The 14,734-nt window shown below is 65.0% G+C and carries 15 protein-coding genes; all 15 read right to left on the minus strand.

Going from position 1 to position 14,734, the window contains the following annotated elements; all coding sequences use genetic code 11:
• Positions 1-158: 158 nt before the first annotated feature.
• Positions 159-1,577 (minus strand): TolC family protein, encoded by a 1,419-nt coding sequence (locus QYH69_RS25260; RefSeq protein WP_308834462.1) that lies wholly within the window; start codon positions 1,575-1,577, stop codon positions 159-161.
• A 23-nt stretch (positions 1,578-1,600) separates the two neighbouring features.
• Positions 1,601-2,755: an efflux RND transporter periplasmic adaptor subunit gene (locus QYH69_RS25265; RefSeq protein WP_308834463.1), complete on the minus strand. Its 1,155-nt coding sequence runs from the start codon at positions 2,753-2,755 to the stop codon at positions 1,601-1,603.
• Between the two features lie 12 nt (positions 2,756-2,767).
• Positions 2,768-3,142 carry a DUF3302 domain-containing protein gene (locus tag QYH69_RS25270; RefSeq protein WP_308834464.1) on the minus strand — a complete coding sequence of 125 codons (375 nt, stop codon included), beginning with the start codon at positions 3,140-3,142 and terminating at the stop codon, positions 2,768-2,770.
• Positions 3,143-3,341: 199 nt separating this feature from the next.
• Positions 3,342-3,698 carry a cytochrome d ubiquinol oxidase subunit II gene (locus QYH69_RS25275; protein ID WP_308834503.1) on the minus strand — a complete coding sequence of 119 codons (357 nt, stop codon included), beginning with the start codon at positions 3,696-3,698 and terminating at the stop codon, positions 3,342-3,344.
• Positions 3,699-3,959: 261 nt separating this feature from the next.
• The gene (locus QYH69_RS25280; protein ID WP_308834465.1) at positions 3,960-4,811 is read right to left on the minus strand and encodes a hypothetical protein; all 852 of its coding nucleotides are present in this window, start codon (positions 4,809-4,811) and stop codon (positions 3,960-3,962) included.
• Positions 4,811-5,203, minus strand: coding sequence for a type II secretion system protein (locus QYH69_RS25285; RefSeq protein WP_156884030.1), 393 nt, complete (start codon positions 5,201-5,203; stop codon positions 4,811-4,813). The genes QYH69_RS25280 and QYH69_RS25285 overlap by 1 nt, the downstream gene beginning before the upstream one ends.
• 5 nt (positions 5,204-5,208) lie before the next feature.
• Complete coding sequence (locus QYH69_RS25290) at positions 5,209-5,691, minus strand: type II secretion system protein (RefSeq protein WP_308834466.1); 483 nt, start codon at positions 5,689-5,691, stop codon at positions 5,209-5,211.
• The gene (locus QYH69_RS25295; RefSeq protein ID WP_308834467.1) at positions 5,688-8,180 is read right to left on the minus strand and encodes a secretin N-terminal domain-containing protein; all 2,493 of its coding nucleotides are present in this window, start codon (positions 8,178-8,180) and stop codon (positions 5,688-5,690) included. Before QYH69_RS25295 ends, QYH69_RS25290 begins: the two co-directional genes overlap by 4 nt.
• Positions 8,181-8,318: 138 nt before the next feature.
• Positions 8,319-8,867, minus strand: coding sequence for a hypothetical protein (locus tag QYH69_RS25300; protein ID WP_308834468.1), 549 nt, complete (start codon positions 8,865-8,867; stop codon positions 8,319-8,321).
• Positions 8,864-9,481 carry a hypothetical protein gene (locus QYH69_RS25305; protein WP_308834469.1) on the minus strand — a complete coding sequence of 206 codons (618 nt, stop codon included), beginning with the start codon at positions 9,479-9,481 and terminating at the stop codon, positions 8,864-8,866. The genes QYH69_RS25300 and QYH69_RS25305 overlap by 4 nt, the downstream gene beginning before the upstream one ends.
• Positions 9,478-10,029, minus strand: a complete 552-nt coding sequence (locus tag QYH69_RS25310) for a PilN domain-containing protein (RefSeq protein ID WP_308834470.1) — start codon at positions 10,027-10,029, stop codon at positions 9,478-9,480. Before QYH69_RS25310 ends, QYH69_RS25305 begins: the two co-directional genes overlap by 4 nt.
• The gene (locus QYH69_RS25315; RefSeq protein ID WP_308834471.1) at positions 10,026-11,162 is read right to left on the minus strand and encodes a hypothetical protein; all 1,137 of its coding nucleotides are present in this window, start codon (positions 11,160-11,162) and stop codon (positions 10,026-10,028) included. Before QYH69_RS25315 ends, QYH69_RS25310 begins: the two co-directional genes overlap by 4 nt.
• Entirely contained in the window at positions 11,155-13,014 is a 1,860-nt protein-coding gene (locus QYH69_RS25320; protein WP_308834504.1) for a GspE/PulE family protein, read from the minus strand. The genes QYH69_RS25315 and QYH69_RS25320 overlap by 8 nt, the downstream gene beginning before the upstream one ends.
• Before the next feature lie 2 nt (positions 13,015-13,016).
• A complete protein-coding gene (locus tag QYH69_RS25325; RefSeq protein WP_308834472.1) occupies positions 13,017-14,204 on the minus strand; it encodes a type II secretion system F family protein in 1,188 nt (395 codons plus the stop codon).
• Positions 14,205-14,289: 85 nt separating this feature from the next.
• Positions 14,290-14,727: a type II secretion system major pseudopilin GspG gene (gspG, locus tag QYH69_RS25330; RefSeq protein WP_308834473.1), complete on the minus strand. Its 438-nt coding sequence runs from the start codon at positions 14,725-14,727 to the stop codon at positions 14,290-14,292.
• Positions 14,728-14,734: the final 7 nt, after the last annotated feature.

Raw genomic sequence — 14,734 nt, forward strand, 5'->3', positions numbered from 1 at the left:
GCCGATAGAAAGACGACGCGTCGCCGTGCTGTTCGCGTATCCGGCATCGCAATCGACCACTCGAAACGGATGGGCAAAACGCCGCTTCGCCGGTGGCATTCGCGCCGCAAGCAGCCGCGCGCGCAACTGCATCTAACCGGGTATACGCGCTGCAACGCCTAACGGGTTCCCGCACTCGCCTCGTCCGTATCCGGCAACAGCGCGCTCGACGGTGTCGCGTCGAAGCTGCCGCCGAGCGCGAGATACAGGTGAATGCGGTTTCTGCGCTGCAGGCCCCAGAGCTTGATGAGATCGGCCTGGCTGGCGAGTTCGGCTGTCTGCAAATTCGAAACCCACAGCAGGTCTCTGCGGCCCGCCTTGTACTGCATCGTCGCGATACGCACGGCTTCGGTGCGCGAGTCCACGGCATTCTGTTCAAGCGGCAATCGTCTCGTCAGAAACCGTTCGTTCGCGAGCGAATCTTCGACTTCGCGGAAGGCGACCAGCACGACGCTGCCGTAATGAGCCACGGCTTGCGCCTGTTGCGCGGTCGCGATCCTGATCTGCGCCTGCAGCGCGCCTCCTGTGAAGATCGGGATCGATGCACCGATCGCAGCGGTCACGAGCCACGGGTTGAGGTTGAGTAGCGAGAAGAGCGGGTCGCCGAGACGGCCGCCCGCGAACGTAAACGAGAAGTCCGGCAGCAGCGCGAGCTTCGCGACTTCCTCCTGGCGAAACGCAGCGAGCACCTGACGCTCGGCCGCAATGAGATCGGGCCGGCGTTCGAGCAGCGCCGCAGGCAGCCCTGCCGCCGGCGGCGCGGGCAGAAGAGGATAGGTCGCCGCCACTTCGATCTCGGTAGCGGGATAGCGTCCAAGCAGCACTTCTAGCGCGCGGCGCGCGTCTGCGTACGATTGGCGCGCGGCCTCGACGGAACTGAGCGCCGATTCGAGCTTGGCACGCGTGTCGGCCACGTCGAGGTCGGAATCCTTGCCCGCGGTGCGCCGCGTTGAAACGAGGTCGAGCAACTGTCCATAAATGTCGACCGAATGTTCGGCGAGCGCGAGCAGTTGCTTCGCTTCGATCGTCAGATACCAGGCCTGGGCTACGGTTGCCGCCAGCGACTGCCGCGCATACGCGTAATCGAGCGCGGTCGCTTCATAGCCCGCTTGGGCGGCAGCGCGTTTGGCGCGCAGCTTGCCCCACACATCGATTTCCCACGCCACGGATCCGAAAACGACCGATGTCGTCGAGCCGTTATCGTGATCGAAGTCGTGGGTCGTGCGCCCGCCGCCGGTTGCACCGATCTGCGGCCAAAGCTGGGCGCCCGCGACAACCACGGCTTGCTGCGCGATCGCCACCAGATCAGCCGCCTGGCGCAAGTCGAGGTTGTTGGCGATCGCTTCGCTCACGACCGCATCGAGCATCGGATCGCCAAGCTGCTTCAACCAGTCGTCGGCAACGGGAACCGCGCTTGCCTCCGACTTCCATGCGGGCGGAAGCGTCGTGCCGGCCGGCAGCGCGTTCCTCACCACATCGTCATGTTGCGGTGGCGGCGCGAGCGCGCAAGCGCCGGTCAGCGCAACAAGCAGCAACACGGCAACGAACGATCGCGCGCGCATCATAGCGAGAACGGATACAGCCAGTTGTACCAGGTATAGGAGCGGATCGCGACCTTGCGCAATACGTCGAAGGCGCTGCTCGTGCTGGTGTAGATCGCCGCCCGTCCTTGCGTACCGATCGGAAACTGGATCTGGTTCGGATCGTCCAGCGTGATCGCCACGGCGAACTGCCCTTGCGGCGCTTCGGCAGGTACGGCGTTGAACGACGGCAACGCACCGCTCGGAAGCATTTGCCCTGCGCCGCTCCCTTGCCAGACCGCCGCGACCTTGCCGGTCCAGATCTGTCCGGGATAGAGATCCAATGCCACTTCCACCGGCTGACCCGGCTTCACGTACTTCAGATTCTCCTGGAAGAACTGGGCAAGCACATAACGGTCCGCATCGCATATGAACGACGCAATCGCGCCGAAGCGAATATCGCCCGACACCATGCCGGGCCGGACCTGCAGATTGATGATGTAGCCGTCCTCCGGCGCCACCATCAACGTGTTGTCGAGGTAGAAGCGCGCCTGATCAAGCTCCGCCTCGATGGAGGCGACCGCCGTATTGACGCCGCCGATCTCGGACTGGTACTTGAGCCGCGAGCGATCTTCCTCGGCTTGCGCCTCCTTGATCGCAGCGGCATTCGCGGCGACTTGCGCGCGCCACTTCTGCGCATCCTCCTCAGGGCCCGCACCTCGCTTCGCCAGATTCGCGGAGAGCTTCTCCTGATACACGGCATACTCGAGCTCGCTCTTCAGCCTGACGATCTTTTCGGCCGTCACCTGGACGTCGGTCTTCATGATCGCCACGTTCTGCTTCGCTTGTGCGAGCTGCGCCTCCAGCTGCTTGACCCTCGCTTCGTAGATCCGCCTGTCGAACTGGAATAGCGGCGTGCCTTTCTTCACGTGGACGTTCGGCTCGACAAGCACCGCCGTGACGAGGGTCGGCTCCGACAGACGCGGCGTGAGCTGGATCGTATGCTGGATCACGCGCGCTTCATTCGAGGTCGGCGTGACGTAGCGCAGCCCGATCAGGAAGATCAGCATCAGATGCAGCACGAAGAACGTGGAAAAGAAGCCCCACGCGATCGTGAACCTGAGCCATCGGAACTTGAAGAAGACCAGCCACACAAGGAAGCCATACGCGAACAGCATGACAAATCCGAGCAGCATGGCTTGCCTCCGTCAATTCCTTGTATTGCCATCCTCTGGACGCCGCGATTCAGATGGGCGTCCTTCAGAAGCGGTGCGCTGCACGCCGCTCAGGCGGGCATGCTCCTCTTCGATCACGCGTGCCTCTTCGCGCGGGAAGCGCCGGATATCGATGACATCGGTCGGTTTGAAGGCCCAGATGAACGCCTGAATCCACGGCAATATCGTCGGCAGCAAGCCGGCCCATCCCATCAGCTTCACCGCTTCGGCCTCGGGGTGATGGCGCGCGAGCGCAATGCGCCCCGGCAGCCCGGCAATCCAGATGTAGGTGAGAATGCCGGCGCCGCCGGCGAGGAATCCCGTGGCGAATGTCACGTAATCCCAGAACCCGAGTTCGAATCCGAGCATGTCACTTTCCCTCCAGGACGCAAGGCCGGCATCATTGCTCTGTCTCGAAGACTATGCACGCAGCCGATACGCTACTAGTGGACCATGGTCCAATTGAACCGTTACGCGGCGTCGGATATTCTTCGCAATCGTCTGGCCAACTGTTTTATCGTCCGAACAATTAAAAATCGGGGAATCGTTTTTAGCGATCCGTTACCTGTTATTTGGATTCCTGTTTAATTTTTCCACGAAACACCCAATACACACCGGCGGTATAGAACGCGATCACCGGCAACACGACCACGCCGCCGTAGAAAAAGCACTGCAGCGATGCATCCGGAGCCGCGGCATGGCCGGCCGTGATGGTGTACGGAACCATATAAGGCCAGAACATCACGCCTAACGTCAGATACGACGCGAGGAAGATCCGCGCGGTCAGCCCGAACTTCAGCCCTGTCGAGGCGCGCGCGTGCGCAGACGGCGGCGCCTGCCAATGCCGCGATCGCAGCCACGGGAAAAACGAGTCCCCACATACGGTCGCGCAAGCGGCTGTGCCCGACTGCGTGCGTATCGACAGTCAGCGAAACGATGAATGAGAGCGCGACGAGTACCAGGACGATCGCAACGAGCCAGCCGATGCGGCGATATGCCCATTCGCGCTACGGTCCGTCGCTCTTGACGACAATCCAGCACGATGCCGGTGACGACGCCCATGCCGAACGACACCACGAAGATCGGCAGCCAGCGGCTCGTGGTGTGCGTGATCGGCAGCCTGGGCAAAGAGCCGTCACGCCGGTATTGGACCATGGTCCAATTCCGCAGACACATCGCTTGCCGCCTATTGCGATGCGGGCGCGTCGCCGAATCGCGAGCCGTTGAACGGCGAGCCGCCGGAGAACGGCGAGCCGCCGGAGAACGGCGCGGCCGGTGCGGAACCGTTCGACGAACCACCGAACGAACCACCCAATGAGCCGCCGGGCGAACGACTCGACGAAGCACCGCCGAACGGACTGGAGCCGAACGGACCGCCGCTCGACGAACCATTGTTATTCGAACTGCCGCCGTCCCCCATTCCCGGCGCATCGCCATTCGGCGTCACCGGTCCATCGGGCGGACGCTGCCCCTGCGTGAGCGTCGGAAAGCGCGCGACGAACACCCAGTCCGAATAACTCTTCCTGTTCGCGAAGCCCTGAAACGCCGCGGGAAAATGCGAGATCTGGATCGGACGCGCATGCGATGCGCTATGAATGCCGATGATCGTCTGCCCATCGGGAGACATCATGAGTATCCAATCGCCCTTGCCCGTCATCGGATCGTCATGGACTCTGCGCAGATGGCGCACGACATTCGGGTAGCGCGGATCGCGCAGCAAGTCTTCGAGCGTGCGCGGCTGCGTCGGCTGGCCGATCGGCGTGGCGGACGCATAGCTTTGCAGCGCGCGCTGGAATTCCGCGCCGACCGCGAGCAGTTCCTTTTCCGCCATGCGCCGCTGATAGATCGCACCGAGTTCCGCCGACGCCGCCGCCGTGATGCTGATGATCGCCAGCAGAATCAGCAGCGCGAGATACGTGTAGCCACCATGCGAAGCACGGCGGCGCGGCGCGTGCGCGTGAACATCAGCGCGAACTTCAGCGTGAGCGCAACTGCGCGCAAGGTGTCGCTGCCCGGTGCGGGAACGCGTCTCGCCCATCACATCGCCCCGTAGGCCTTGCCCTCGGCATCGGTACCTTCCGCACCGCTCTTGATGTCGTAGACATTGCCGGGAAACTGCTCGTCGGGCGCGACGATCTGCCAGGTCGTCGCGCTGTCGGCCACCGGATCGAACGGCAGCGAGCGCAGATAGTGCTTGTCCACGAGTTCCTGCAGCGAATCCGGATAACGCCCCTGGTCGCCGTAGAACTGATCGATTGCCACGCGCGTGACGTGCAGATTCTGCACGAGCACTTTCTCTTTCGACGAATCGATCGAATGGAAATACTCGGGCAATGCGAGCGTCAGCATCAACGCGATGATTGCGAGCACGATCAGCAGTTCGATCAGCGTAAAGCCCGCCGCGGTCTTCGCATGTCTCGCGCCTTGCATCGGTGTCACCATTTCCGGTAAGGAATGCCGTTCAGGCCAACGCCGTTCGACAGCGAATAGACGTCGTATACGTCGTCGCCCTCTTGCGGATCGTCGGCTTCGCTCGCATAGGCCCGCTTGCCCCAGGTCGCCGAATCGGCAAGCTGCGGGTCGTTGTCGTTCATCGGATCGCGCGGAATGCGCCGCAGGAAGTACATCTTGTGCGCCTTCGGGTCCTGCTGGTCGGGCACGCCCTGTACCAGCAGTTCGAGATTGGCCGGATAGTCGGTGGCACCCGCCTCTTTCTGGATGCGCCCATCCTTGCTCGCCGTGTGATACGCGTCGATCGCGTCGCGTATTTCGTGCAGCGCCGCGCGCAGGTCCTGTTCGCGTTCGCGCTGACGCATCACCTGTGCGACGGGCACGGTCATGCACGCGAGCACGCCGAGAATCGCCAGCGTGACGAGCAGTTCGATCAGCGTGAAACCGCACGCGCGCGCCTGCGTCATTTCGGATTCACCGTCAGATCGTATGGCGTCGGCGGCAGGGCCGTCACCGGAATGCCGGTCAATCCGAGCAGCGTGCCCGGCTGCACCTGGATCGAGGTCTGCGACGACGGTGCGATCGCGCGGAACGACAGCACGGCGTACGTCGCGGACGCCGTGGCGCCCGTTCCGCCCGATGCGGAATCGGACAGGCTCAGTTGGCCGTTCTGCCCGACGCGGCTCGAGAAATTCGTCTGTGCGCCGCCCTGCTTCAGGAAATCGCCTTCGGTCACGCCCGTGAATTGCAGCTTCGAGCTGTCGTAGGTCACGTTCGCGGGCACGATCAGCAGCGGCTGGTCCGCCTGCATCGTCACCGTCACCGTGACCGAGTCGCCGACCTTCACCTGCTGCGGCCCCTGCACCGTCATCTGGGCCGTGCCCGTACCCGGCGCGCCGCCGGCGACGACCGGATCGCCCTCGCCGCCGGCAAAACCGCCCGCGCCGCCGCCCACCGTGCCGCTGCCCGCGCCGCCGTAGTTCGAGCCGAGCCCGTTCGTGCCCTGCGCGCTGTTATTGCCGACACCCGACGATGGCGCTTTGCCCGGCATGGCCGACGTCGACGACGAACTGCTGCCCGGCGAGAACGACGCGCTGCTGATGCCGTTCGATTGCATCAGGCCCTGCGAATTGGTCTCGGTGCCCGCCGAAAAATACGCCGAAGCGGCGTCGGGTCGCTGGATATTGCGGATCAGATGCGGCGTGATCGCGAGCACGATTTCGGTGTTCTTGTCGTCGTCGGTCGTCGCGCCGAACAGGCGGCCCAGCACCGGCAGCTGGCCGAAGCCCGGAATCTTGTTGCCCGACGTGCGCTCCTCGCTGTCGATCAGGCCCGCCAGCACGTCGGTTTCGCCGTTCTTCAGCTGCAGCACCGTGCTCGCGGTGCGCGTGCCGATTTCATAGGCGGTCGTGCCCGAGTTGCCGCCCGATACGACATTGAGCAGGCTGCTCACTTCGAGCGCGACCTTGATGCCGACCGAGTTGTCGAGATAGATCGCCGGCTCGACGTTCAGCGTGAGGCCGACGTCGATATAGTTGACCGACTGCGAGACGAAGCCCGTCGAGGTCGCCGTCGACGTGATGTTCGGCACGCGCTCGCCTATCAGGATCTTCGCCTTCTCGTGATTGCGCACGCGAATGCGCGGATTGGTCAGCAGCTTCGCATTCGAATCGACGAGGTTCGCCTGCGCGGTCGCCTGGATCTGCGACACGCCGAGCGTCTTTGACGTCTGGTGAAACAGGTCGTTCAGCGACAGCGCCGGCGGGTTGCTGCCGCCCGACGACGGGATGCCGAACGATCCGCTGTTGAACGGGTTACCAAAGCCGTTGCCCGTGTTGTTGCCCGAGCCCGTATTCGAGATCACGCTGCCGACCGGCAGCGGCGTCACCGTGAGCGAATCGGGCCACTGTATGCCGAGATTTTGCGTGCTGTTGCGCTGCACCTCGAGCACTTCGACTTCGAGCATGACTTCCGGCTCCGCGACATCTTCGAGTGCAACGAGCTTTTCGGCCATATGGATCACATCGGGCGTGTCGCGCACGATGACGAGATTGAGCTTCTCGTCGACAACGATGTCGTGCGCCTTGAGGATCGTCTTCAGCGTATTCGCGACTGTCTTCGCTTCGGCGTTCGACAGGAAGAACGTGCGCACCGCGAGCTCCTGGTAGTCCTTGAGCTTGGCCGGCGTATTCGGGTAAATCAGCACGGTGTTTTCGTCGAGCACCTGCTGCGCGAGCTGGTTCGTCGCGAGCACATAGCGAACCGCGGCTTCGATCGTGCTGTTTCTGAGGAAGATCGACGTGTGCTGGTCGGTGCGCACGTCCTTGTCGAACAGAAAGTTCATGTTGGCGCTGCGCGAGATCACATCGAATACCTGCTTGAGCGACGCGTCCTTGAAATCGATATGGATCGGCCGGCGGTAGGCCGCGGCGAGCGCCGCCTCGATGCGCGTCGCACCGGAATCGAGCGTGAGCCGGCGCTGCAATGCGAGCGCGCGCGAATGCTCGGGCGCTTCGGTCAACACCTGCTCGACGAGGCGGCGTGCGCCGGCCACGTTCTGCCTGGCCGCCATCGCTTCGGCCTGCGTGACGAGCGCATCGAGTCGCGCGGCCTGATCGAGCGCGGCAAGTCCGGCCAGTGCGCGTTCGTTCTCCGGGTCGAGCGTCAACGCATGCTGATACGACTTGCGCGCCGCATCGCGTGCGCCGCTGGCGGCGAGACGGTCGCCCTGCTCGTTGTCGTGCGTCAGCGTGCTCGCGCGCACGGCGAGCCATGTCGCGCGATATTGCGCGTCGTGCGGCTCCTGCGTCATCGCTTCCTGCATTTTCGCGAGCCCTTCGTCGACCTTGCCCTGCGCGACGAGATCTTCGCCCGCGCGATAAGCCTTCTGCGCCGCGCAACCGGCCAGCAGCACCGGCAAGGCGATCGCGAGCACGAGCGGCGCCAGCCACTGCAAGGAGGCGCGCCGCGCCCGCCGTTGCCGGCGCGGCATACCGCTTGACGCGGCACCGCTGCCCGGACCCCGATGGTCATGTTGTTCTAGTGATTGCGTATGCAACGACTTGCTTCCTGTAAATGCTTTCTCTTATGCACGTCAATCGGCGCTGCCGATATCGATGGTCTGGACCAGCTTGAGCGGCAGGTACATCAACGTCAGAACAGGCGGCTTGATCGCGTCGACGCGATAGGTCGCATCGATCACGGATTTGTCGTGCACGATCACGGTCTCGTCGCCGTGCGCAAGATAAACCTCCCACGCACCGTCCGACGCCTGTTTCCCGATATAGGTGAACGGCAGGGTCGGCGCGATCGGCGCGGACGGCAGCGGCGGCACCTGCGCACCGGCCGGCGCGACCGACGGCAACGCCGGCGCCCATGTCTGGCTGCCGAACAACGCGTGATGGGCGCCGCCGGCCGAGCCGAACAGTTCCTTGCGCGAACGCAACGCGCCGATCGTGACGAGCGATCCGTTGTCGGGATTTGCGGCGGATGTCGCGTCCGTGCCGCGCTCGGCTGTGCGGCCGGCCGCTGTCGCGCGTGGCGAAGCTTCGACAACCTGATCGGGCGCGTCGTGACGACCGAAGATCAGCAGGCCGCCGCACACGACGAATGCGACCGCGAGCACCGCGTGCAGAGGCTTCATCGTTGCGCCTCGCCCGCCGCGACCAGTGCGGCGGTGTTCGCGGCACCCCTGCCCTGCTGCACGGGCCGCAGGAACACCGTAAACCGCAGGCTCGCTTCGACGGTCTGGTCGTTCGCGGAACTGCGCTTGAAGCGCATATCGTCGAGCGCCGCGTAAGGCACCGTCATCAGCACTTTTTCGCAGAAGCGGCGCAATTGCGCATAGTCGCCTTTGACGGGCAGCACGATCGAGTAGGTCTCGAAGCGCCCGGCCGCATCGCGCGCCGGTTTGTATTCGGTCTTGTCGAGCACGACGCCGGTCTCGCTCGCGGCGTCGAACAGGTGCATAACGACCTGCTCCGTGTGACCTGCATCGCCGAGCGCTGCGTAAAACGCATCGAGCCGCTGGGCCGCGAGCGCCTGCGGAGAAATCACCGGCGCGAGTGGCGGCGCCGATCGCGCGCGCGCGACGGCGCGGGCTTCGTCGGCGATACGCACGGTCAGACCCGGCAGCAGCACGAACCACATCGCCGCGGCGCCGATCGCGAGTACGCCTGCCGCGAGCGCATCGATACCGGTGCGGCGCAGCGCGAGCCGGATCCACAACAGCGCACGCATCAGATCGGGCACCCTCATGACGCGCTCCTGCGCCATTGCGCTTCGATCTGGAAGCGGATCACGCCGTCCATATGGTCTTTCGACATCTCGTGGCGGACGAGATCGACGCGCCCGAACAGCGGCTGCTGCTCGAGCGCCTGCAGATAGCCGATCATCGCGTCGCTGCCGGCGCCCTCGGCTTCGATGCGCAAGAGCGCCCGGCTCGCGTCGGGCGTGATCGACAGCAATGCGACCTTCGGCGGCGTCGCGGCCTCGACTGCGTCGAGGATGTCGTCCCAAGGCAGGTTCAGGCGCGCGACCGCTGCGTTGACGGCGGCGCCCTGCTTCGCGTCGATCGGACGGCTCGCGACGCTCGCGCGTGCGCGCGCCGCTTGCGCGTTATGCGAGGCAATGCGCTCCAGCTGGCGCTCGAGCACGTCGAGGCGGCCGAGCAGTTTATGCGCGCGCACGCCGGCAATCACGCATACGATCAGCGCGGCGAGTGCAAGCACGCGCATGACCGGATGACTGCGGTACAGCTGACGGCGAGCGCTGAGCGGCGCGAGATCGATATGCAGGCGCTTCATCGCGGTGCACCGCCCTGGCTGCCGAATACCAGTTGTGCGGCGGAAGACCATGCCGCGATCGCGCCTTCAGGCGATGCGAACGCCGCCTGAACGGCAGTGCATGCGCGGACTTCGATGAAGCTGTCGATCGGGTTCGGGCTGGGGTCCAGGCTCGGGTTCAGGCTCGAGCTCGCGTTCGTGCTGCTGTTGCCGGACATCGCCGCGCGCGGCGTTTGCTGCCAGGCCGGCGGCAACGGGCCGTACACATGCAGCAGTTTCGGTGCGTGCACGTTGTCGAGCAGCGCCGTGCGCACAAGCTGCTCATGCAGCCATGCGAGCGGCGGCGCTTCTTCGACGAGCTTTAGCGTGCGTATCGCCGCAAGGCGCGCACGCCGCCCGGCGCCGTCGATCACGCCGAGCGTCAGCGCGCCATCATGCAGCGTGGCGAGCCACGCATCGCCGGTCACGCGGCGGCGCCAGCGATTCCATGCGCCGATGAAATTGGGCGCTGCCGAAACGAGACAACTGCGCCGTGCACGCGCTGCGAGTTGCAGCGCCATATGCATGCGCAGCGGCACCGCGCACGCGAGAAATGGCCTCGCCGCATGCCAGTCCGCGACGAGATGCCATGCCGCCGCCGATTCGCCATAGAGCACCTGGAAGCGCACCTCGGCCGCGGTGCGCAGGTCCTGCACGCGCGTGCCGTTCGGCGGCGGCGTCACGATGAAGTAGCGCACGAGGTCATCACCGAAGGTCGCGTGGATCGGCAACCCGCCGCATCCGGACTCATCGAGCGCATCGCCGATCGCGGCGGCGAGTTCGTCGGGCGTCAGGCCGGGCGATGTCGCGCGCAGCGAACGTTCCGCGAGAAGCGGCGGCGCCGCTGCCTGACGTAACGCAACCGCATTTGTCACGCTACTCGCGGCTGGGCCGACGCTCGAATTCGCGTGAGCATCGGCGAGCAGCCCCATTCCCCCAAGCCGCGCGCCCAAAGCGTTCGCTCCGTCACCGCGTCCGCCGTTCGTGCGCAATATCGCCACGCCGTCTCGCGACATCCCGATGCGGCACACGCCGCGCCGCCACTTCAGCGAAACGCGCGGCAGCCACGGTATCGAAACCGGCGTTGTGCTCCACCGCTTCAACACGTCACGCATTGAGGGTCACCCGTTTCACTTCGGCGAGCGTCGTTTCGCCGCGCTTCACCTGGGCCAGCGCAACCTCGCGCAAATGGCGCGTGCCGTTGCGGCGCGCGACCTCCTTGATCAGGCGGATCGGCTGCTTCTCGACGACCATATCGCGAATCTCGTCGTCGAGAATCAGAATCTCGGCAATCGCGCGGCGCCCGCGATAGCCGGTGCCGCGGCAATCGCCGCAGCCCGCGCCCTGGCGGAAATCGAAATCGGCGACCTCGGCGCGCGTGAGACCGACGCGCGCGAGTTCCGCGTCGGTCGGCGTATAAGGCATCGCGCAATGCGAGCAGTTCACGCGCAACAGCCGCTGCGCCCAGATGCCGTTCAGCGCGGACACGAACGCGTACGGATCGATACCCATATGGCTGAAGCGGCCGAACACGTCGAACACGTTGTTCGCGTGCACCGTCGTCAATACGAGGTGGCCCGTCAGCGCGGATTGCACCGCGATCTCGGCCGTCTCGCGGTCGCGGATTTCGCCGACCATGATCTTGTCCGGGTCGTGCCGCAGAATCGAGCGCAAGCCGCGCGCGAAGGTCAAACCCTTCTTCTCGTTGACCGGAATCTGCAGGATGCCCGGCAGCTGATATTCGACCGGGTCTTCGATCGTAATGATCTTGTCGCGGCCGTTGTGAATTTCGGTGAGCGCCGCGTACAGCGTCGTGGTCTTGCCCGAGCCGGTCGGGCCCGTGACGAGCAGCATGCCGTACGGCTCCTCCGCGAGACGGCGCAATGCTTCGAGCGATTCGCCGTCGTAGCCGAGTGCTTCGAGCGTCAGCGCCCCGTACGCTTCGATCATCGCGCGTTTGTCGAGAATACGGATCACCGCATCTTCGCCGTGAATGCTCGGCATGATCGACACGCGCAAGTCGATATCGCGCCCGCCGGCCGCGACGCGGAAACTGCCGTCCTGCGGCACGCGGCGCTCGGCGATATCGAGTTCCGCGAGCACCTTCAGGCGCGAGATGACCTGCTCCGCGGTTTCGACGCCGTGTATCGTCGCCGCCGCATCGAGCACGCCGTCGACGCGGTATTTCAACGCGAGGCCGGTCGCTGTGCTTTCCATATGGATATCCGATGCGCCTGCCTTGAGCGCATCGTAGAGCGTCGAATTGACGAGCTTGACGGCAGGGCTCGCGGCCTCGCTGACCGTCTCGAACGACAGCACCTGCGCGGTGCGCCCGTCGGCGCGCGTTTCGACGCCGTCGGTCACGAGGCTGTCCACCGCGCGCGCCGATTCTTCCATACGCGTGTGGTAGGCCTGCAGATCCGACGGCAGCGTGACGCGGATCTCGATCGGCCCGCCTGCCTGCGCGGCCAGCCACGTCTGCAGGTCGAGATCGAACGGGCTCGTCACGACGCCGATCAGCGTGCCGCCGAGGCTCGTTACGCGATCGTTCGCGTCTTCCGGCAGATTTTGCGCCGCGTGTTTGACAGTATTGTCCACATCGCGCAGCAACGCGCAGCGCCGCTGCATCGCGCGCGATAACGGCACGCGGTCGAACGCGGGCTGCATCGCGAGCATCGCAGGCGTTTCGATCACCTGCATCGCAAGCTGCTGCGCGAGCGCCTGCAGCAGCTCGCGCGGCTCGCTGCCGGTCAGCGCTTCGAGCTCCACGATCAGATGACGCTGCGTCGCCGACGCGGCCGTGCGCGCACGCGCGAGCAGTTCGGCATCGAGCTTCAATACCGGCTGCGCGAGCAAAACCGGTTGCGCGGACAACGATCCGGCCGGCGCGTCGGACACATCGGACACATCGGACGCGTCGGGTACACCCGACACCCCGGCGGCCAGCGGCACCACGTTCGCGGGCATGCTCACGACAGACTCTCCGCCAGATCGAAGATCGGCATGTACAGCAGGATAACGATGGTCCCGACGACGAGACCGATCGCCGACATCAGCAACGGCTCGAACAGACGCGTAAAGCGGTCGATCCACCGGCTGATCTCGCCGTCATAGAACGCCGCCGATTTGGTCAGCATGTCGCCGAGTTCGCCTGAGCGCTCGCCGACGCGCAGCATGCGCAGCGAGATCGGCGTCGTGAGGCCTTCGTTGTCGAAGGCGCTCGACAGATTCGTGCCGGCCTGCACCGCGATGCGCGCCTGCATCAGCCGTTCGCGCAGTGCGGGCGAGATCGTACCGCCGGCAGTTTCCATCGCCGGCACGATCGGAATACCGCCTTCAAGCAGCATGCCGAGCGTCAGATACAGACGCGACAGCTGATAGATGCGCAGGTGCGGTCCGATCACGGGAATCCGCGCGAGCAGCGTCGCGAGACCGGCCTTCGCGATCGCCGCGCGCAGCACCGTGCCGCCCGCGAAGACCATGCCGAGCGTCGCGCCCGCGAGCGGCAAGCCGTGCGCGGCGGCAAACTTGCCCCAGTCGAGCAGCAGTTGCGACATCCAAGGCAGCGATCGCCCAGTGCCTTCATAGATCGTCGCAAAGCGCGGCACCACATACGCGATCAGAAACGCCGCCACGCCGCCGCCCACACACAGCAGAATGCATGGATAGATCGCGGCGCTGACCAGCTTGTTGCGCACGAGGTCGATGCGCGACTGATAGTCGATATAGCGTTGCAGCGAGCGCGGCAAGTCGCTCGTGCCTTCGGCGGCGCGCACGATGCCGATATAAAGCGGCGGAAACACATCGGGTTGCTCGGCGAGCAGACTCGAAAAGCGCTTGCCTTCGCGCAGCCCCGAAAGCAGCCGCTCGAGCACACCGCGCAAACGTCCGCTGCCCTCGCGCTCGAGCAGCGCTTCGAGCCCTTCGACGATCGACAATCCCGCCGTCAGCAGCGCCAGCAGTTCCTCGCTGAACAGCACGAGCGACAACGCGCCGCGCGACGCCGCCGGGCGGCGCAGCGAACGGCGCGGCGCGAGCCGCGTCGCGTGCAGTCCGCGCGCTTCGACCTGACGCCGCGCATCGTTCTCGTCGTGCGCATCGATGACGAGCGCGACGATCTGATTGTCGGGCGCAAGCGCTCTGACTTCGTATTGCATGGTGTATCGCCAGGGTTTACAGACGATGCCGGTGGCCCATTTCGGGTGCACCGGCATCGCTCGTGATGATCAGTAGTCCGTCTGTCTATTCGCTGCTGATCTGCGCGCTTTCTCCGTTCGTGCCCGACTGGCTGTCGGGCCCGTTCGAAATGATCGCGTAGTCGCTTTTGGTACCGGGAATCCGGTAGATGTACGGATGCCCCCACGGGTCGAGCGGCACTTCTTTCTTCAGATACGGCCCCGCCCATTTGTCCGCGTTGGCGGGCTTCACGACGAGTGCCGCGAGTCCCTCCTGGGTGGTCGGATAACGGCCGACGTCGAGCCGGAAGTTGTCGACCGCCTTCGTGAACACGTCGATCTGCGCGCGCGCCACCGTGACCTGCGACTTGCCCAGTTGCGCGAAGTAGCGCGGACCGACCAGCGCCGCAAGCATGCCGATGATCACGAGCACAACGAGCAATTCCAGCAGCGTGAAGCCGCGTTGCCGGCGTCCCCGCGCTTGCTTCTGCACTTGCTTCCGCACTTGCCCT

Source organism: Paraburkholderia sp. SARCC-3016 (assembly GCF_031119615.1).
Lineage (GTDB): Bacteria > Pseudomonadota > Gammaproteobacteria > Burkholderiales > Burkholderiaceae > Paraburkholderia.